Source organism: Pseudoalteromonas sp. SG41-2 (genome assembly GCF_014164535.1).
GTDB classification, from domain to species: domain Bacteria; phylum Pseudomonadota; class Gammaproteobacteria; order Enterobacterales; family Alteromonadaceae; genus Pseudoalteromonas; species Pseudoalteromonas rhizosphaerae.
On sequence record NZ_JACJFK010000042.1, the window covers coordinates 1 to 21711 of the forward strand.

Consider the following 21711-nt stretch of genomic DNA (forward strand, 5'->3'; position numbering starts at 1 on the left):
GCTGATAGCTGATAGCTGATAGCTGATAGCTGATAGCTCCTATGCTTTTTATAAGCTATAATTAATGAAATTTTAACAATTAAAGAGCTACTGTTTTGCTCTTTATTTTTCGAATCAACAGAGTACAAGAAAAGGGAACTTGTTGTGGATAGTTTCATCCGGTCTATTTTGAATGCTTCTCGCGCTAAAAAGCGTGCGATCACCTTATTTATTGATTCACTTTTTATTGCTGCAGCATTTTGGCTTGCGCTTATAGTGCGTTTAGACAGCCTTGCACCTTTTAGTGAGGTGGGTAATTGGCTGCTGTTAGCAATGTTAATTCCTACCGGTTTAATCGCATTTATCAATCTTGGTTTATACCGCGCTGTATTAAGGTACATGAACGCACAGGCGTTATGGGCTATTGTGCTGGGCACTATTATAACTACGGCTTGTTTAGTCTTGTTGTCGTTTTTCGTGGGTATTACTATTCCGCGTACTATGCCATTTATTTTTGCTTGGCTATGTTTACTTACTGTTGGTGGGTCGCGCATTGTAGTGCGCGCGATGATCGGCAAAATGGCAACTGTTAATAAAGAATCGGTTATTATTTATGGTGCAGGCTCAGCGGGAAGGCAGCTTGCAACTGCACTCGGTGCCGGGCCAGAATATTACGTTCGTGCTTTTATTGATGATGATCAAAGCAAACAAGGGTCTATCATTCAAGGTATTCCGGTAATTAGCTTTAAAGATATTTATGAACTGATTAATAAGGGCAAGGCTACTAAAGTGCTTTTAGCGTTACCTAGCGCAAGCCGAGCAAGGCGCAAAGAAGTACTTGCGCAGCTAGAGCCATTAACAATTAAAGTGTTATCTATCCCTGGTATGGCTGATGTAGTAGAGGGTAAAGCACAGCTTTCTGAATTTAGAGAAGTTGAAATTGAAGATCTATTAGGCCGTGACCCAGTTACCCCAAAACCCGAACTTATGGCTGCCAACATTGCTGGCAAAATAGTAATGGTTACTGGAGCTGGTGGTTCTATTGGCTCTGAGCTGTGCAGGCAAATAGTTAGGCAGCAACCTAAAAAACTGGTGTTATTTGAAATCTCTGAGTTTGGTTTGTATTCTATTGAAAAAGAACTAAATGAGTACATAGCTAATAATCATATTGATTTAGAACTAATCCCAATAATGGGCTCTGTGCAACGTATTAACCGTATTGAAACCGTAATGATGGCATTTGGTGTACAAACAGTTTATCACGCTGCGGCCTATAAGCATGTACCCTTGGTTGAACATAATGTGGTTGAAGGTGTACGTAATAACGTATTTGGTACTTACTACGCAGCCAAAGCGGCCGTTAACGCAAAGGTTGAAACTTTTGTATTAATTTCGACCGATAAAGCGGTGCGCCCAACGAATGTAATGGGGGCAACCAAACGGATGGCTGAACTGGTATTACAAGGTTTAGCGCAAACCAAAGGTAAAGAACATCGTACGCGTTTTTGCATGGTTCGTTTTGGTAATGTGCTTGGCTCGTCTGGCTCTGTGGTACCGTTATTTCGCAGGCAAATTAAAGAAGGTGGCCCAATTACCCTCACCCACCAGGATATCACCCGTTTCTTTATGACCATACCTGAAGCTGCGCAATTGGTAATCCAGGCCGGCTCTATGGGCAAAGGCGGTGATGTATTTGTACTTGATATGGGGGATTCGGTAAAAATTAAAGATTTAGCCAGTAAGATGATCCGCCTTTCAGGCCTTGAAGTGAAAGACAAAACCAACCCCCATGGTGACATCGAAATTTTATGCACCGGCCTGCGCCCAGGTGAAAAGCTTTACGAAGAGTTATTAATCGGTGATAACGTTGGCGAAACGCCACATGAGCGAATTATGACGGCAAATGAAGCTATGTTGCCGCTACCTGAATTAAAAGTCTTTTTAGAAGCATTTGACATTGCCTGTCATAACTTTGATCACGAAATGATCCGCCAATTGTTACTCGACGCCCCAACGGGATTTAACCCAACGGATGGTATCTGTGATTTGGTATGGAATGCTAAAAAAGGCAAACAGCTCGAAAGTACTCCTCAAGCGAATGTGGTTAATTTGAAGGGGTAGGGGAAGGTTAAAGGTACTAGGGGCTAGGTAAAAGACTAGGTGCTAGGCTTAACTTTGCCTTCTCGGTGTAGCTCGAAGCGCCTTGCTGTAATCGGTGGTAAAAATGGTTTAAATGATTTATTCACCACTGAGAGCACGGAGTTCACAGAGAAGAGATTAAAGACTTTAGGTTTTAAACTGTTTTAATCATATATTGTGATGTAAATTAATGAATTGGATGAAAGTCTCTAGATATTAGGCTATGCGCCTGTACTAGGGTTAGGACGCTCAAATCAGAAGTTTAAGGACGGTGAAATGAAAGTTACTGTTTTTGGCACGGGTTATGTTGGCCTGTCTAATGCTATGTTACTTGCGCAACACAATAAAGTAGTTGCTGTTGATATAGACGAAAAAAAAGTCGCGCTTTTAAAAGACCAGCAATCGCCAATTGTTGACGTTGAAATAAGTGATTTTTTACAAAACAAGCAATTAAATTTTACCGCGACCACAAATAAAGAGTCTGCTCTGGTTGGCGCTGAGTTTGTAATTATTGCTACTCCTACCGATTATGATCCTGAAACAAACTATTTTAATACCAATAGTGTTGAGTCGGTTATTAAAGATGTAATAAGAATTAACCCAACGGCGACTATGGTAATTAAGTCAACTGTGCCTGTGGGCTTTACTCGATCGATTAAAGAAAAGCTTGGCACTGATAATGTAATATTTTCGCCAGAATTTTTACGTGAAGGTAAAGCATTGCACGACAATTTGTATCCATCTCGCATTATTGTCGGTGAGCAAAGTGAGCGGGCTAATATTTTTGCTAATTTATTGGCTCAAGGTGCAATAAAGCAAGATATTGAGGTTCTGTTTACTGACTCTACAGAAGCCGAAGCAATCAAGTTATTCTCAAATACCTATCTTGCAATGCGTGTAGCGTACTTTAATGAGCTCGATAGCTACGCTGAGAGCCATGGCTTAAATGCGAAGCAAATTATACAAGGTGTAAGCTTAGACCCTCGTATTGGTAACCATTATAATAATCCTTCATTTGGTTATGGCGGTTATTGTTTACCAAAAGATACCAAGCAGCTTTTAGCTAACTACCAAGTAGTGCCGAATAATATGATTAGGGCAATTGTTGATGCTAATAAAACTCGTAAGGATTTTATTGCTAACTCAATCATTAAACGCAATCCTAAAGTTGTCGGTGTATACCGCTTAGTTATGAAGGCCGGCTCAGATAACTTTAGAGCATCTGCTATTCAAGGCATCATGAAGCGCATTAAAGCTAAGGGGATTGAAGTTGTCGTATATGAGCCAGCTTTAAAAGATGAAGCATTTTTCAATTCACGTGTGATTAAAGATTTAAATGAGTTTAAAGAAATTGCTGATGTTGTTGTTTCCAACCGTATGGTTAAAGAGCTGAGTGATATTGCAGATAAAGTTTATACGCGAGATTTATTTGGTAGTGATTAAGTAATAGTTAAAGATTAAAGATTAAAGGTTAAAGGTTAAAGGTGCTAGGGAAGTGACTAGGACCTAGAGCCTAAAACCTAGCTACTATGTTTTAAAGCGTAGGCGCGGCTTAATGCCGCGCGGTTTATAAAATTCATGTCTAAAGCCATTTCCTACGTTTTTACATTTTACCTTAGGCGAGAAGATAAAGATGTTAATAAACACGCGCCAGCAAGCTTAACGCCTACGGTGTTAAATTTTACTCTGGTGTTTAATTAATTACTTGTAGGCGAGTGGCTTGCCACCGCGAACAGGCCTAAAGCCATTTCCTACGTTTTTACATTTTACCTTAGGCGAGAAGATAAAGATGTTAATAAACACGCGTCAGCAAGCTTAACGCCTACGGGTGTTAAAGTTTACCTTAATGTTTAATTAATTACTTGTAGGCGAGTGGCTAGCCACCGCGATATTCAAAATTTGGTGTGTTGTTTTTGCGTCAGCAAGCTTAACGCCTACGGTGTTAAATTGTATTCTGGTGTTTAATTAATTACTTGTAGGCGAGTGGCTTGCCACCGCGTTTTAAATGTGGCTCGGTGTTGGTGCGTCAGCAATCTTAACGCCTACGGTGTTAAATTGTATTCTGGTGTTTAATTAATTACTTGTAGGCGAGTGGCTTGCCACCGCGAACAGGTTAAAGGTGCTAGGAACTCGTTGTTCGAAGCCCGAATACATTCACTTCCGATAAAGCTTTGTGTTGTTAGATTAAGTTAAATTAAATATTAAATAAAGGACTAACTATGAAAGCTGTTATCCCAGTTGCTGGACTTGGTACACGTATGTTACCAATGACTAAAGCAATCCCAAAAGAAATGCTCCCACTGGTTGATAAGCCACTTATTCAATACATAGTGAATGAGTGCGTTGCAGCGGGTATTAAAGAAATTGTGCTTGTTACTCATAGCTCTAAAAATGCGATTGAAAACCATTTTGATACTAGCTTTGAGCTTGAGGCAACACTTGAAAACCGAGTTAAGCGTAAGCTACTTGATGAAGTGCGCTCTATTTGTCCGCCTGATGTAACTATTTTACATGTGCGCCAAGGTGAAGCTAAAGGTTTAGGCCATGCAGTATTATGTGCTAAACCTGTAATAGGCGATGATGACTTTGTAGTTTTACTGCCTGATGTAATCCTTGATGCTTATACTGCAGATCAAAAAACAGAAAACTTAGCGGCAATGATTGCACGCTTTGAAGCAACATCAGCTAGCCAAATTATGCTTGAACCCGTACCTGAGCAAGATGTATGTAAATACGGTATAGCTGATATAAATGGCGCTGTAATTACTGCGGGTGAAAGTGCGAAAATCAAAACAATGGTTGAAAAACCAAGTGTTGGTGACGCGCCATCAAACCTTGCTGTAGTTGGTCGTTATGTACTGTCAAAAACTATTTGGCAATTACTTGATAAAACTCCGGTTGGCGCAGGTGGTGAAATACAACTAACCGACGCTATTGATATGCTTATGAAAATTGAAACGGTTGAAGCATTTCATATGAGCGGCCGGGCTCATGACTGTGGTGACAAATTAGGTTATTTAAAAGCGATTGTTGAATACAGCATGCGTGATGAAAACCTAGGCGCTGACTTTACAAACTTTGTTGCAGAGTTAGTTAACCCTAAAAAACCAAGTCATTTAAAGGCAGTGTAAAATTTAGATGTCTGAGGTTTCGAGCTTCGAGTTGCGGGCTACGTATCATCGTAGCCGCTGATTATAGTAATTAGGTTCTGGGTTGTTCTGCGAGGTGATATATTACGTCCTGCAGTTAAATTATAGTTCCATTGTTATTTAGTCGTTTTCGAAAGGGAGTAGCAACCCAGGAGGGGTGATGAAATATGAAAATTTAGATGTATGGAAGAAATCTTTTTCATTAAGTTTATTTGTATATCAAGTTTTCAATGATTTACGAGATTTTGGGCTTAAAGATCAAATGTGTCGCTGTGCTGTTTCTGTTCCGAGTAATATAGCGGAAGGTTATGAGCGCTATTCCGATAAAGAAAGAGCGTATTTTCTTTCTGTGGCAAAAGGCTCTGTAGGAGAATTAAAAACGCAGCTTATGATTGCTTTTGAGCTTGGTTATATCAATCACGAGCAAACAGAGTTCGCATTAAATGAGTGCGAAGTAATTGGGAGAATGCTTGGGAAATTGATCTATGTAATCAAAAGCTCATGAGAATCTCACAACCTGTGCTACACAGAATAATGAAAAGGTTAAAGACTAGGAATTAGACTAAATTTAACACCGGGCTGCTCGTAGCCCGCTACTCGAAGCTCGTCAACGATTCCCCAATTTCAATTTTAACTCCTTCTCCTAGTACCTCTCGATACTCTTGGGCTAATGCCTGTTTTGCATCATCATCACCATGGACTATTTTTATCAAGCTAGGTTTTTTGCGCATGCCGGTTACAAATCTTATTAACCCCGCTTGATCTGCATGCGCGCTGTAGCCGCTGATTGTGTGTACTGCTGCGTTAATGGTGATTTTATGGTCATTAATATGCACATAACCATTACTTGGTCCATAGGTTTGAATATCTCGGCCGAGCGTGCCACGGCCTTGGTAGCCAACAAAAATCACATCGGTAGTTTCATCAGGTAAAAATCGCTCTAGGTAATTCACAATTCGCCCGCCGGTGCACATGCCACTAGCGGCAAGAATAATTGCGGGTTGTTTGCGTTTGCTTAGGTAATTAATTACGGCAATATGCTCCTGGTGGCTGTCGATAGTATGCAACTGCGCAAAGTTTAATGGATGGCGACCTTTGGCTAAGCGTTTTTTTGCTTCATCGTCCCAGAGGGTTTTAAATTTTCGATACTCTGTGGTGAAGTTAGCTGCCATCGGGGAGTCAACAATAACCTCTATATTTTGCCATGGTGAATTTTTAGCTGCGTTGTGAATTATTTGCTCCAGTTCGTACAGTAACTCTTGCGTACGGCCAATGCTAAACGCTGGCACAAGTACAATGCCATTGTCGGCAACGGCTTTTTCAATCACCTTTTTCAGTGTTTGCGTGCGTTCTTTTCGGCCTTGATGGTTTTTATCACCATAGGTTGATTCGATCACTAAAGTATCGGCTTTGTAAGGCGCTTTTGGGGAAGGCAGTAGCGGAGTATGCGGCGCTCCTAGGTCACCAGAAAATACCACGCGATGGGTATTCGGTTTTTTCCCTATATCTATTTCAACATAGGCAGAGCCTAAAATATGCCCAGCACGCTGTAAGCGAGCTTTCGCGGTGGGCTTGTTGCTGGTGGTTGGTAAGTCAAACCAGCTATTAAATTCGATAGCGACAATACGCTTGGCAAGTAAGCTTAAACAGGCGTTAATAATTTTTTGATCTCGCGTTACCCCTACTTTAAGTGCATCTTCAATTACTAATGGTAATAGATTTGCCGATGCCTTCGAAGTAAAAATAGGGCCAGTAAAACCAGCGGCAAATAAGTAAGGTATGCGGCCAACGTGGTCAATATGACAATGCGTAACAATCAGCGCTGTGACAGTAGAGATATCAAAGTCGATAGCTAAACTTGGCCCTGCGTCTTCCCCCTGAAAAAGCCCACAGTCAATCAACACCGATGAATGTTGATCATAATCTAACTGATGGCATGAACCCGTAACCCCATTCACCGCTCCATGATGGGTAATTTTCATGGTTGATCCTTGTTGATTAAATTATACAAATTAGAAACAAGGTTAGGATAAAAAATGTCAAATTAAAAGGTGGAAGAGAGAAGGTTTGAGGTTAGAGGTACTTGGAGGCTTTATGCCGTGGGGATTATAAAATTCATGGTTAAAGCCATTTCTTACGTTTTGTACAATTTGCCTGGCATTAACCTTTTGTGTATATGCCTATGTAGGCGAGTGGCTTGCCACCGCGTTTTAAATGTGACTCGGTGTTTGTGCGTCAGCAAGCTCAACGCCTACGGTGTTAAAGTTTATCTCGGTGTTAAATTAATTACTTGTAGGCGAGTGGCTTGCCACCGCGTTTTAAAATGTGGCTCGATGTTTGTGCGTCAGCAAGCTTAACGCCTACGGTGTTAAATCTACTTTGATGTTTAATTAATTACTTGTAGGCGAGTGGCTTGCCACCGCGATACTCAATATTGTTTCGGTGTTTTTGCGTCAGCAAGCTCAACGCCTACGGTGTTAAAGTTTATTTTGATGTTTAATTGATCACTTGTAGGCGAGTGGCTTGCCACCGCGATATTCAATATTGTTTCGGTATTTATGCGTCAGCAAGCTCAACGCCTACGGTGTTAAGGTTTATCTCGGTGTTAAATCACTTGTAGGCGAGTGGCTTGCCACCGCGAACAGGTTAAAGGTGCTAGGAAGACAAGGGTACTAGGGAAGTGACTAGGACCTGCGCTTTAAGATCTGGTTCCTATATTTTAAAACGTAGGCGCGGCTTTATGCCGCGCGGTTGTATTGAACCATCAGTCATTAGATTTCAGGTGTAGCTAATCTCTGCCTTTAACCTTTAACCTTTAACCTTTAACCTTTAACCCCGTATCTTTCATTTCTCGAGGTAGCTTTAACCTTTGCATTCAATTAAACTCAGTCTCTTCAATGTAACTTTTGGTGTTTTGCATGGCTAAAGATAGGTTCGCGCCAAAACCTTTAAACGATATTATGGCTGGCCTGAGTGGTCGATTGTCGTCGTATGCAGGTAAAAGCCAAGCATTAGATAAACAACAAACTTTGTTAAGTGAATTTTTGGGCGCTAATTTAGGTGGAAAATGTCGCGTTAGTAATTATCGCGATGGTACGCTGATGATTGAGGCGGTATCTGCACCTATAGCACTGCGTTTAAACTACTTAAAAATGGATATGCTGTCACACTTTCGTAGTGCCGGTATGGCAGAACTTGGACAAATCAAAATTACCGCTAACCCACAAGCGAGCCAACGATTAAGTCCAAATAATGCGTTAAAAACAGCTAACGCCACTCCCGCGAATAAATTAGCGATGAGTGAACAAACCGCTGACTATCTTAATGCGATTGCACAAAGTGCACCACCGTCACTAAAAGAAAAGCTAGAGCGACTAGCGAGGCATGGTAGGAAGTGAAAGCCGTAAAATTCATTGCTTATTATTGTTGAATATTTATAAATTTTAAGATTCTCAAAAATTTATAAGACCTTTCTGTGAAGTGAAATTTATTTTAAAAATACGACTTACTAATGGATATAAATTTTACAATGGATTCCATATTTTTAAATCAGCTTACCACTTTGTCTTCTCCCCTTGATTTTCTTTTATCTACCTCCATATCTCCATAGTTAATATAATTTTATGCCTTAATTAAAGTTATATTTACGGCTTATTTTAAATTTTCTTGCAGAAAACTGATATCTTAACTACGCGATGGTTTGATGTTTCGCAGAGTCTGGTATAGTAGCGCACGTATTGAACGCTGTATTTCACAACGTTTCTCGAAATTGCTAATTAATATGTGCTCGTGTGAGTAATCTATTAATTAGTAATTATAAAAATGGGTTAGCTGATACTCGGCTAGCAAAGAACACATTGTAACGGTTTTATCATGATATCTAATTTATTTACCAAGATTTTTGGTAGTCGCAATGACCGCACTATTAAAAATTTAAGAAAGACGGTCGCGCTGATCAACGCGCTTGAAACGCAACTTGAAGCGCTTTCAGACGAAGATTTAAAAGCCAAAACAGCAGAGTTTAGAGAGCGTTACGATAACGGACAAGGTCTTGATGACATTCTACCAGAAGCATTTGCTGTGGTACGTGAAGCATCAAAACGTGTAAATGGTATGCGTCACTTTGACGTGCAGTTGCTCGGTGGTATGGTTTTACACCAAGGCCGCATCGCAGAAATGCGTACTGGTGAGGGTAAAACCCTTACCGCAAGTTTACCAGCATACTTACGTGGTATTACAGGTAAAGGTGTTCACGTAATTACTGTGAATGACTACCTTGCCAAGCGCGATGCTGAAACTAACCGCCCATTATTTGAATTTTTAGGTTTAACTGTTGGCTGTAACGTACCGGGTATGATGCCGCAACAGAAAAAAGAAGCCTACGCCGCTGATATTACCTACGGTACTAATAACGAATTTGGTTTTGATTACCTGCGTGACAATATGGCGTTTAGCATTAACGAACGCGTACAACGTCCACTTTACTATGCGGTAGTCGATGAAGTTGACTCGATCTTAATTGATGAAGCCCGTACTCCACTGATTATTTCCGGCCCCGCTGAAGACAGTTCGCAGCTGTATGCTGAAATCAATACCATAGTTCCGCTTCTTGAGTTACAAGAGAAAGAAGACGAAGAAGGTATTGAAGGCGATGGTGATTTCACTATTGATGAAAAAGCCAAGCAAGTTCATTTAACTGAACGTGGTCAAATTAAAGTTGAAGAATTACTGATTGAACGTGGTTTGATAGCTGAGGGCGACTCGCTTTATTCTGCTGCGAGTATTACCCTGCTTAGCCATATTTATGCGGCATTACGTGCTCATAAGTTGTATCAAAAAGACATTGATTACGTTGTAAAAGAAAACGAAGTAATCATTGTTGATGAGCACACTGGCCGTACAATGGAAGGGCGTCGTTGGTCTGAAGGTTTACATCAAGCTGTTGAAGCAAAAGAAAATGTAAAAATTCAAAACGAAAACCAAACGTTAGCGTCAATTACATTCCAAAACTACTTCCGTATTTACGATACACTTGCAGGTATGACCGGTACTGCCGACACTGAAGCATTTGAGTTTCAGTCAATCTATGGTCTAGATACTGTTGTTATGCCAACTAATAAGCCGATGATCCGTGAAGATCGCGCTGATTTAGTTTACTTAACGCAAGAAGAAAAATACGAAGCCATTCTAATCGATATTAAAGATTGCCAAGAGCGCGGCCAGCCAGTATTGGTGGGTACGATTTCAATCGAAAGCTCTGAATATTTATCGCAATTTTTACGTAAAGAAAAAATCAAGCACAACGTACTTAATGCTAAATTCCATGCCCAAGAAGCAGACATCGTTGCCGATGCTGGTTTACCAGGCACAGTAACAATCGCAACTAACATGGCCGGTCGTGGTACTGATATCGTGTTAGGCGGTAACTGGAATAGCGAAGTTGAAAAACTTGAAAACCCAACTGATGAGCAAATCAAAGCGATTAAAGAAGCGTGGCAAATTCGCCATGATGCAGTAATTGCTGCTGGTGGTTTACATATCATTGGTACTGAGCGTCACGAATCACGCCGTATCGATAACCAGTTACGTGGTCGTTCGGGTCGTCAAGGCGATGCCGGTTCAAGCCGTTTTTACCTATCGATGGATGACGCATTAATGCGTATCTTCGCTGGTGAACGTATGACTAATATGATGCGTAAACTAGGTATGCAACGTGGCGAAGCGATTGAGCATCCATGGGTTAACCGTGCCATTGAAAACGCGCAACGTAAAGTTGAAGCACGTAACTTTGATGTGCGTAAACAATTGCTTGAATACGATGATGTAGCAAATGACCAACGTCGTGTTGTTTACTCACAACGTAATGAGCTGCTTGAAGAAGGCGATATTTCAGAGACGATCACGGTTATTCGTGGCGACGTATTGGGTAACACTATTGACCAATATATTGCACCGCAAAGTCTAGCTGAAATGTGGGATATTCCGGGCCTTGAAGAGCGCTTAAAACAAGACTTCTTAATTGAGTTACCGATTACACAATGGTTAGCTGACGATAACAAACTTTACGAAGAAAAGTTACGTGAGCGTATTGAAGAGTCAGTTGAGCAAGCTTACAAACAGAAAGAGCAACAAGTTGGCGATTCTGTACTTCGTCAATTTGAAAAAGCAATTATGCTACAAAGCTTGGATCAACATTGGAAAGATCACCTTGCTGCGATGGATCACCTTCGCCAAGGTATTCATTTACGTGGCTACGCGCAAAAGAATCCTAAGCAAGAGTACAAGCGTGAGTCGTTTGAATTGTTCTCTGAAATGCTCGAGAACCTGAAAATTGATGTAGTAAGTATTTTAAGTAAAGTACAAGTACGTGCTGAAGAAGATGTTGAAAAAATTGAAGAGCAACACCGTCAAAGTGAAAATGCTCCTCGCGAATATCAACATGAAGAAGTTGAGCACGTAGGCGGCGAAGCACCTCAAGGTGCAGTCGTAACATCACGCGCAGAGCCAAAAGTTGGCCGCAACGAACCTTGCCCGTGTGGCTCGGGTCAAAAGTTCAAACAGTGTTGTGGTAAGTTAAAATAACCAAATGTTATAATTAACAATTAAAAAGCGACGCCTGCGTCGCTTTTTTTGTTTGTAAGATTAAATATCATAGGCGAGTGGCTTGCCACCGTGATATTCAATATTGTATCGGAGTTTGTGCGTCAGCAAGCTTAATGCCTACGGTGTTAAATTGTATTCTGGTGTTTAATCACTTGTAGGCGAGTGGCTTGCCACCGCGATATTCAATATTGTTTCGGTGTTTGTGCGTCAGCAAGCTTAACGCCTACGGTGTTAAAGTTTATCTCGGTGTTAAATCACTTGTAGGCGAGTGGCTTGCCACCGTGATATTCAATATTGTATCGGAGTTTGTGCGTCAGCAAGCTTAACGCCTACGGTGTTAAAGTTTACTCTGGTGTTTAATCACTTGTAGGCGAGTGGCTTGCCACCGCGTTTTAAATGTGGCTCGGTGTTTGTGCCTCAGCAAGCTCAACGCCTACGGGTGTTGCATTTTACTCTGGTGTTTAATTAATTGCTTGTACGCGGCTTTATGCCGCGCGGTTTTAATAAAGGTATTACGATGAATAAAAAAATTGTGCATGTAGCGGTGGGGGTTATCAAAGCAGATAACACACTATTTATCTGTAAGCGCCCTGACGATAAACATCAAGGTGGTTTGTGGGAGTTTCCGGGCGGCAAAGTAGAAGCTGGCGAAAGCGTATTCGAAGCACTAAAGCGCGAACTTCAAGAAGAAGTAGGTTTAACAATTAATAGTTCAAGCGAGCTGATGGTTATTGAGCATGATTATGGCGATAAATGTGTAAAACTCGACGTGCATTTAGTCACTGATTTTAGCGGCCAAGCCCATGGCGCAGAAGGTCAGCAAAGTGCATGGGTCGCGATTGATAAGTTAGAGGATTACAATTTTCCTGCCGCCAACGTAGAGATTATCGAAAAAATAAAAGTGGATGTTTAAATTTAAGTTGGCGAGTGGCTTGCCAGCGCGTTTTAAAATGTGGCGTGGTGTTGGTGCGTCAGCAAGCTCAACGCCTACGGGTGTTAAAGTTTACTCTGGTGTTTATTAATTACCTGTAGGCGAGTGGCTTGCCACCGCGATATTCAATATTGTTTCGGTGTTTGTGCGTCAGCAAGCTTAACGCCTACGGGTGTTAAATTTTACTCTGGTGTCTATAATTACTTGTAGACAAGTGGCTTGCCACCGCGTTTTAAAATGTGTTGTGGTGTTTTGCGTCAGCAAGCTTAACGCCTACGGGTGTTAAAGTTTACTCTGGTGTTTAATTAATTACTTGTAGGCGAGTGGCTTGCCACCGCGTTTTAAAATGTGTTGTGGTGTTTTGCGTCAGCAAGCTTAACGCCTACGGGTGTTAAATTTTACTCTGGTGTCTAATTAATTACTTGTAGGCGAGTGGCTTGCCACCGCGTTTTAAATGTAGTGTTTGTGCGTCAGCAAGCTTAACGCCTACGGTGTTAAATTGTATTCTGGTGTTTAATTAATTGCTTGCCACCGCGTTTTAAAATTCCGTGTTTGTTTATTAATAAAGCTCAATCTCTACTGGAGGGATCTCGATTAATTGCTATATTTACTTGTAGTTAATTGAGGGAAAGTAATGGTTGATACAAGTAAGCGGACTAAAGGGCGATGCTCGATAATTAATCATTATTACTCAGTTACAATTTGTACTGAAAATAGAATGCAGCTTTTTTGTGATTTTGATAGTAGCTGTTTAATTATGAGGGAGTTACATTTTTTTTCGCATTCGGGAAACCTTAAGACAATTTGTTTTTCATTAATGCCTGATCACTTGCATTGGCTATTTCAGCTTAGAGATACTGATGATTTATCCAAAGTTATTGGTCAATTTAAAAGTATTACTACGATTAAATTGAACCGTTATTTACTTTCTAGCGGAAAAATTTGGCAAGCTAACTTTTATGATCACAAGCTTAGATCTGATGAAGATTTACTTAACCAAGCTAGATATATAGTTGCAAACCCGCTCAGGGCTGGCTTAGTTAAAAGTGTGGGTGATTATCCATTTTGGAATTGTGTATATTTAAACTAATCCCAGTACATCTAATCTACTCTTTCGTAATATGCCATCGCGATATTCAAAATTTGGTGTGGTATTTGTGCGTCAGCAAGCTCAACGCCTACGGTGTTAAAGTTTATCTCGGTGTTAAATTCACTTTGATGTTTAATTAATTACTTGTAGGCGAGTGGCTTGCCACCGCGATATTCAAAATTTGGTGTGGTATTTGTGCGTCAGCAAGCTCAACGCCTACGGTGTTAAATTTTACTCTGGTGTTTAATTAATTACTTGTAGGCGAGTGGCTTGCCACCGCGTTTCAAAATGTGGCGTGGTGTTTTTGCGTCAGCAAGCTCAACGCCTACGGGTGTTAAATTTTACTCTGATGTTTAATTTACTTTGGTGTCTAATTAATTACTTGTAGGCGAGTGGCTTGCCACCGCGATATTTAATATTGTCTCGGTGTTTTTGCGTCAGCAAGCTCAACGCCTACGGTGTTAAATTTACTTTGATGTCTAATTAATTACTTGTAGGCGAGTGGCTTGCCATCGCGATATTCAAAATTTGGTGTGGTATTTTGCGTCAGCAAGCTCAACGCCTACGGTGTTAAATTTTACTCTGGTGTTTAATTAATTACTTGTAGGCGAGTGGCTTGCCACCGCGTTTCAAAATATGATGTGGTGTTTTTGCGTCAGCAAGCTTAACGCCTACTAGGGAAGTGACTAGGTGCTAGGCTAGAACCTATCCCCTAAAACCTAGCTCCTATAGCTAGATCTGGCGGTTGAAACTGGTAAACTCAGCTTTATTAAACGTTAAAGCTGATTAAAAATGAAAAAACATCATCTAAGTTTAGTCGTCCTCGCGGGTGGCTTGGGCTCTCGTTTTGGTGGCAATAAACAAATCGCTGAGATTGCTGGGTTGGGTTGTACCATTATGGAGTTGAGTATTGCTGATGCTGTTGCCGCAGGAGTAACTCAGGTTGTATTAGTGATCAATCAGGCTGTGCGCAGCGAGATTGAGCAAGTGATTTTACCGCGCTTACCAATGGGGATTGATGTTGTGTTGGTTGAACAACGCATTGATTTAGTGCCAGAACAATTCCAATTACTTGCACAACAGCGAAGTAAGCCTTGGGGCACCGGGCATGCTTTATTATGCGCTAAAGATCATGTTCATAACCCCGCGATCGTCATCACAGCCGATGATTATTATGGCGCGTCGTCATTTTTATTACTCGCAGATCATTTTAAAAACCTGACTAGTTGGGCTATGGTGGGTTACCCTATTATTGATACTTTGTCAGAGCAAGGAGGGGTGAATAGAGGCGTATGCCAAGTTAAAAATAACCAATTAATTGATGTTGTTGAGTATTTAAATATTCAGCACGAGAACGGTCAAATAATGGGTGACAATCCGCAGGGGCTCCGTGAGAAAATTGCCGTGGATGCGTTGGCATCAATGAGTTTTTGGGCAATTACGCCAACATTTTTTGACCGCCTAGAAGCAGGCTTTGACGAGTTTCTGCAAAAGTATGACAACGGTGTCAAAATGGAGTATTATTTACCCGATCAAGTTCAACAAGCGATCACATCTAATCAACAAATAGTTACCATATATAGCGCAAAAGAGTCGTGGTATGGAGTGACTTATAAATCAGAATTACAGGATGTTACAGGTAAATTATATGAATTACGTCACGGATGAACTAGCCCCGATCTTGCCTTTTCCCGGGCACAACAATAGTGAAGTAAGTATGAAGTCAAATTCCATTGCGGTTTACTTGTCTGAGAGTTTTGGTCTTGGTAGTGAAAAAATCAGCATGAAGCCAATTGGTAGTGGTCACATAAATAGCACTATGCTATTAACTGCACCAAAAAAATCATTAGTTGTTCAAAAACTAAATACCGAGGTTTTTCCTGAACCAGATATGTTAGTTAAAAATGCTCGTTTAATTGAACGTCATTTAACTAAAAAACGTCAATTAGGCGAGTATGATTTAGCAATCATCCGCCATGTTCCTACAGTTGAAAATAACTATTTAGTTGATTGTGATAACGGTGTTTGGCGCGCACTCGAATTTATTGGCGGCAGTTATAGTGAAGATGTAGTTTTAAATACTTCACAAGCGCAAACTGCAGCCAATGCATTTGGTCAATTTGCTGTTGCTTTAGAAGATTTTGATGCCAAGCAACTACATCATGTTATTCCTGATTTTCATAATTTAGCGATGCGCGCTGAAAAGCTCAAAGCTGTGGTTGCAAAAGATCCACAGCAGCGCTTAGCCAGCTGCCAAGCTGACGTTGATTTTTGTTTCGCGCAATTTGGCTTAATTGATGAGCTTAAAGCATTGACGGGCATTGTACCGGTTCGACCATGTCATAATGATACTAAAATTAATAATATGCTGTTTTGTAATATATCAAATGATGCCAAAGCGGTGATTGATTTAGACACCTGTATGCCTGGTTATTGGTTATATGATTTTGGTGATATGGTGCGTACTTTTTGCTCTCCTGAACAAGAAGATTCAACGGATTTAGCTAATGTATGTGTGCGTGAAGAGATTTTTGCAGCGGTAGTCAAAGGTTATGTAGAGCCTTTGAAAGACTTGATTACCGAACAAGAAAAACAAAGCTTTTGGTTAGGCACTAAAGTAATGACCTTTATGATTGGCCTACGTTTTTTAACTGATTACATTGACGGTGATCATTATTTTTCAATCAAGCATGCTAACCATAACTTAGAACGTGCGCAAAATCAGTTCGCTTTATATCGTGATATTCTCGCAAAAAAAACCACGCTTAAAGCTATTTTAAGAGATGTGTGATTTTTTCAGTTAAAGGGCTAGGTTGTAGGTTTTAGGGGGAAGTGAAATATCTTCTCACTAACACTCACTAACACTCACTAACACTCATTCACTTCTCTTTGTACAAAAATAGTTTTCGTAGGAGCCGGCTTTAGCCGCGAACGAAAGATTTAAAAGATTCATTCACAAATAGGTTAAGAGGCGCGTTTAAAATTGCGCGAGGTAAACTCCTGCCTACGGGGTGGCATTGGTGCTTGGGTTGTCGTAGGCGCGGCTTTACGCCGCGCGGTTTATAAAATTCATGGCTAAAGCCATTTCCTACATCGTCGATTGAGATTGGTTAAATACCAAGAGTTAAGGTTAATTCTAACTCCTTCTTTTCCTATGCTATCCATCCCCATCTGCTTTACCTCCCAAGCTGTTTTAGGTAAGTTAAAACTAGATTAGTTCTAGGATAATAATAATGAAGCAGTTTAATCGTCGAGATTTTTTAAAAGCCGCGAGTGCTACGGCAGCGGCTAGTGTGATTTCAGGATGTGCCACGGGTACTCAAAGTGGCGTTATTACTCCCCCAGCGCAAGGGCGCTCTGTAATTGGCCTTGTCGCGCCAAAAATGGATGTAGTACGGGTTGGGTTTATAGGCTTAGGGCAGCGTGGTTTTGGCCACGTAAAGCGTATGAGTCATATTGCTGGTACAGAAATTAAAGCAATATGTGATACCCATGACGAAGTCTTACAGCGTTCAGCTAACTACCTCACTGACAAAGGGTTGGCTAAGCCTGCACTTTATACTGGCGCCGATAATGCCTATCAAGCAATGCTTAATCGCGATGATATTGATATTGTGATTATTTCTACGCCATGGTCGTGGCATGCACCGATGGCAATCGATACCATGAATAGTGGCAAGCATGCTTTTGTTGAAGTGCCATTAGCATTGACGGTTGAAGAAATGTGGCAACTAGTTGATACCGCTGAGCGCACGCAAAAGAACTGTATGATGATGGAAAATGTCAACTATGGTCGTGATGAGTTAATGGTATTGAATATGGTTCGCCAAGGCGTGTTTGGTGAGCTGCTACATGGTGAGGCGGCGTATATTCATGAATTACGTTGGCAAATGAAAGAAGTGGAGCATAAAACTGGTTCTTGGCGTACCGCTTGGCATGCAAAACGAAACGGTAATTTGTATCCAACGCACGGTTTAGGCCCTGTGTCACAATATATGAATATTAATCGCGGCGATCGGTTTGATTTTTTAACCTCGATGAGTTCACCGGCACTGGGCCGTAGCGCCTATGCAAAGAAAGAATTTCCAGCCGATCATCAACGTAATCAGCTTAATTATATTGCTGGCGATATGAATACCACGCTTATCAAAACAGTAAAAGGGCGCAGTATTATGGTTCAACATGATACCACCACGCCACGTCCATACTCGCGCCATAATTTAATTCAAGGCACTAACGGTGTGTTTGCTGGTTTTCCAAATCGTATTGCGCTGGAAGATGGTGGTTCGAAGAGCTTCCATGAGTGGGATTATGAAATGGCTGATTGGTATAAAAAATACGACCACCCACTGTGGACCAAAATGGGCGAAGAGGCAGAGCGTAACGGCGGCCATGGCGGCATGGACTTCTTAATGTTCTGGCGGATGATTTATTGTTTACGTAATGGTGAGGCGCTTGATCAAGATGTTTACGACGGCGCTGCTTGGTCTGTTATATCGCCGCTGTCGGCACAGTCAGTTAGTAATCGTAGTGCGTCAATTGATATTCCTGATTTTACCCGTGGTGCATGGCAAAGTGCCAAACCGCTAGGAATAGTTGGTTAAATGCTAAGAGCTGCGCGAGGCAAACTCGCGCATATTGTGTTTTTGCGTCAGCAAGCATAACGCCTACGGGTGTTAAAGTTTATCTCGGTGTTAAATTTACTTTGATGTTTATTACTTATTTGTAGGCGAGTGGCTTGCCACCGCATTTTAAATGTGGCTCGGTGTTGGTGCGTCAGCAAGCTCAACGCCTACGGTGTTAAGGTTTATCTTGGTGTTAAATTTACTTTGATGTTTAATTAATTACCTGTAGGCGAGTGGCTTGCCACCGCGTTTCAAAATGTGATGTGGTGTTGTTGCGTCAGCAAGCTTAACGCCTACGGTGTTAAAGTTTACTTTGATGTGTAATTTATTACTTGTAGGCGAGTGGCTTGCCACCGCGTTTCAAAATGTGGTGTGGAGTTTGTGCGTCAGCAAGCTTAACGCCTACGGGTGTTAACGTTTATCTCGGTGTTTTATTACTCACTTGTAGGCGAGTGGCTTGCCACCGCGTTTTAAAATGTAGTGTTTTTGCGTCAGCAAGCTTAACGCCTACGGGTGTTAAAGTTTGTCTCGGTGTTAAATTTACTTTGATGTCTAATTAATTGCTTGTAGGTGTGGTTTTATGCCGCGCTTTTGTATTTAGATGTTAGATGGAGCTAGTCTCTGCCTTTAACCTATATCTTTCATTGCTCGGTGGTGAACTTAAAATTGCGAGTGATAAACCCTCGCTTACAAACTTTGTTACATATTAAAAGCGCTTGTTTTGGTTCATCGGTTTATTGTTGCACTGAACAAGTTTAATATGGAAATAGCGAATATTCTATCGAAGTACTTTATTTGAGTGGTGAATATTTAAACGATAACTAACAAATGAGATAGTCATGAAAAAAGTAACTCTAACTGCGGCAAGTATTGCACTTGCTTTGGGATTAGTCGGTTGTGGCGAAAAACAAGAATCAACAAAAGCGCCTGAGGCCACGGTGGTTAGCGCACCAGTAGAGCAGTTAAATTCAGGTATTGAATTAGCAAATATAGATAAGTCGGTCCGTGCACAGGATGATTTTTATTATCACATTAATGGTCAATGGTTGGCGACGACTGAGATCCCTGGCGATAAATCAAATTACGGTTCATTCTCACAATTGTATGACGACTCTCAAGCCGCAATGAAAACAGTGCTTGAACAAGCGGCTGCTAATACAGCTGCTAAAGCCGGAACTGATGAATATAAGCTAGGTGCGTTCTTTAAGAGTTACATGAATGAAGCCAAGCGTGATGAATTAGGTATAACACCGCTAAATGGTCCGTTAACTGCTATTGATGGTGTTAAAAATAAGTCTGATTTAGTTACACTTATGGCGCAAATACGTATTCAAGGTGGCGCGGTGCCATTTGGTTGGTATGTAAATAATGACGCTAAGAACTCGAGTGAAAATGCATTATATGCGTATCAATCAGGCCTTGGCTTACCGGATCGTGATTATTATTTAAAAGATGACGAAAAGTTCACTAAAATTCGTGCCGCGTACCAAGTTTACATTGCTGACGTTCTAAAACGCGCAGGTGTAGAAAAAGCCGATGAAGCTGCTAAAGCAATTATTGCACTTGAAACCAGTATTGCTGATGCACAGTGGACGCGTGTTGAAAGTCGTGATGCTACAAAGTCTTATAACAAAATGAGCGTAAGTGATGCAAGTAAGCTAACTGGTGAGTTTGACCTTGCTGAATACTTCAAAGCGTCTGGTGTAAATGTACAAGATATTATCGTCAGTCAGCCTAGCTACTTTGAAAAGTTTGCCGATATTTATAAAGCAACAGACCTTGAAACGTGGCAACAATACCTTAAATTTCATTTAGTAAGTAACTACGCAGGTATATTAGATAAAGATCTGGTTGATTTAAACTTTAACTTTTACAGCACCACATTACGCGGCGTAAAAGAGCAAACTCCGCTTTGGAAACAAGCCGTTGATGCATCAAATGAAGTGTTAGGTGAAATTTTAGGAAAAGTGTACGTTAAAGACAATTTCCCGCCAGAAGCAAAAGCGCGCATGGAAGAGTTAGTTGATAACGTGATCAAAGGCTATGGCGTTGCGATTGAAAATCTTGAGTGGATGAGCCCTGAAACCAAGCTTGCTGCGAAAGAAAAGCTCGACAAATTTACCCCAAAAATTGGCTACCCAGATAACTGGAAAGACTATTCACAGTTAAGCATTAATGCGGATGATTTAGTTGGTAACTATATTCGCCATAGTGAATGGGCTTATGCCGATATGATTGACAAGCTAGGTAAGCCAGTGGATCGTTCTGAATGGCATATGACACCACAAACAGTAAATGCTTACTATAACCCGGTGAATAACGAAATTGTATTTCCTGCGGCAATTTTACAACCACCATTTTTTAACTTAGAAGCTGATGATGCGGTTAACTACGGTGCAATTGGTGCGGTAATTGGTCACGAGTTAGGGCATGGTTTTGATGACCAAGGTGCTAAGTATGATGGTGATGGTAATTTACGTGATTGGTGGAGCGAGTCAGACCTTAAACAGTTTGAAGAGCGCACTGGTCAGTTAGTTGCACAGTATAACGAGTATCAACCATTTGCAGATGCCAGTGTTAATGGTCAATTGACCTTAGGTGAGAATATTGGCGATTTAGGTGGCCTAACGGTTGCTTTCACTGCTTATCAGCTATCGCTAGGTGGCGATAAAGCGCCAGTCATTGATGGTTATACCGGTGATCAGCGCTTCTTTATGGGTTGGTCGCAAATTTGGCGTCGTAAATACCGTGACGAAGAGCTACGTAACCGCCTAATGACAGATCCGCATTCACCAAGCCATTACCGCGTGATCGGTATCTTGTCGAATATGCCTGAGTTTTATCAAGCATTTGACGTTAAAGAAGGCGACAAAATGTATATTAAACCAGCTGATCGCGTAAAAATTTGGTAATTAGTTTTTATTAGTTTGATGATTAAACGGTGGCTTAGGCCGCCGTTTTTGTTTTGAGGGGGAGTAAAAGGTTAAAGGTTAAAGGTTAAAGGTTAAAGGTTAAAGGTTAAAGCGGAGTTTTTCAAGTTAGTTGTCGCCTCAAGTTAAATTTTATGCCACCCGCATTTCTTCTTTTTTCTCAGGATTTAAATTTACTTCCTTAATTATTGACCAATCGCGTGATTTTCCTGACCAACGACCAGGGTTATTCAATCTAGCCGCATCGTTTACCTGCTGGCGCTTG

General features: G+C 41.0%; 13 protein-coding genes. 12 read left to right on the top strand and 1 reads right to left on the bottom strand.

Translation table 11 applies throughout. The annotated features are described in order from the left end of the window. The first annotated feature begins 144 nt into the window (after positions 1-144). From H5186_RS21150 to H5186_RS21165, 4 genes are all read left to right on the top strand, one after another. Complete coding sequence (locus tag H5186_RS21150) at positions 145-2100, top strand: nucleoside-diphosphate sugar epimerase/dehydratase (protein WP_182794912.1); 1956 nt, start codon at positions 145-147, stop codon at positions 2098-2100. 294 nt (positions 2101-2394) lie between these two features. After that, a complete protein-coding gene (locus tag H5186_RS21155) occupies positions 2395-3561 on the top strand; it encodes a nucleotide sugar dehydrogenase (RefSeq protein WP_182794913.1) in 1167 nt (388 codons plus the stop codon). Positions 3562-4337: 776 nt separating this feature from the next. Next, complete coding sequence (gene galU, locus H5186_RS21160; RefSeq protein WP_182794914.1) at positions 4338-5249, top strand: UTP--glucose-1-phosphate uridylyltransferase GalU; 912 nt, start codon at positions 4338-4340, stop codon at positions 5247-5249. Between the two features lie 178 nt (positions 5250-5427). Further along, a complete protein-coding gene (locus H5186_RS21165) occupies positions 5428-5772 on the top strand; it encodes a four helix bundle protein (protein WP_182794915.1) in 345 nt (114 codons plus the stop codon). 88 nt (positions 5773-5860) lie between these two features. Here the strand turns inward: H5186_RS21165 and H5186_RS21170 are convergent, their stop codons facing one another. Beyond that, positions 5861-7249 (bottom strand): MBL fold metallo-hydrolase RNA specificity domain-containing protein, encoded by a 1389-nt coding sequence (locus H5186_RS21170; RefSeq protein WP_182794916.1) that lies wholly within the window; start codon positions 7247-7249, stop codon positions 5861-5863. Positions 7250-8185: 936 nt separating this feature from the next. Here H5186_RS21170 and H5186_RS21175 point away from each other — a divergent pair. The 8 genes from H5186_RS21175 to H5186_RS21210 all read left to right on the top strand — a co-directional run bounded on the left by H5186_RS21175 (position 8186) and on the right by H5186_RS21210 (position 21428). Then, on the top strand, positions 8186-8665 hold the full coding sequence (locus tag H5186_RS21175) for a DUF721 domain-containing protein (protein WP_182794917.1): 480 nt from the start codon (positions 8186-8188) through the stop codon (positions 8663-8665). 475 nt (positions 8666-9140) lie between these two features. Next, a complete protein-coding gene (secA, locus tag H5186_RS21180; RefSeq protein WP_182719662.1) occupies positions 9141-11849 on the top strand; it encodes a preprotein translocase subunit SecA in 2709 nt (902 codons plus the stop codon). Between the two features lie 538 nt (positions 11850-12387). Next, positions 12388-12783: an 8-oxo-dGTP diphosphatase MutT gene (gene mutT, locus H5186_RS21185; RefSeq protein WP_182794918.1), complete on the top strand. Its 396-nt coding sequence runs from the start codon at positions 12388-12390 to the stop codon at positions 12781-12783. Between the two features lie 652 nt (positions 12784-13435). Next, positions 13436-13891, top strand: coding sequence for an REP-associated tyrosine transposase (locus H5186_RS21190; protein WP_182719661.1), 456 nt, complete (start codon positions 13436-13438; stop codon positions 13889-13891). Positions 13892-14683: 792 nt separating this feature from the next. Beyond that, the gene (locus tag H5186_RS21195) at positions 14684-15559 is read left to right on the top strand and encodes an NTP transferase domain-containing protein (RefSeq protein ID WP_182719611.1); all 876 of its coding nucleotides are present in this window, start codon (positions 14684-14686) and stop codon (positions 15557-15559) included. 49 nt (positions 15560-15608) lie between these two features. After that, the gene (locus H5186_RS21200) at positions 15609-16682 is read left to right on the top strand and encodes a phosphotransferase enzyme family protein (protein WP_182719613.1); all 1074 of its coding nucleotides are present in this window, start codon (positions 15609-15611) and stop codon (positions 16680-16682) included. Between the two features lie 442 nt (positions 16683-17124). Next, positions 17125-18495 (top strand): Gfo/Idh/MocA family protein, encoded by a 1371-nt coding sequence (locus H5186_RS21205; RefSeq protein ID WP_182762695.1) that lies wholly within the window; start codon positions 17125-17127, stop codon positions 18493-18495. 860 nt (positions 18496-19355) lie between these two features. After that, positions 19356-21428 carry a M13 family metallopeptidase gene (locus tag H5186_RS21210; RefSeq protein ID WP_182719610.1) on the top strand — a complete coding sequence of 691 codons (2073 nt, stop codon included), beginning with the start codon at positions 19356-19358 and terminating at the stop codon, positions 21426-21428. Positions 21429-21711 lie beyond the last annotated feature (283 nt).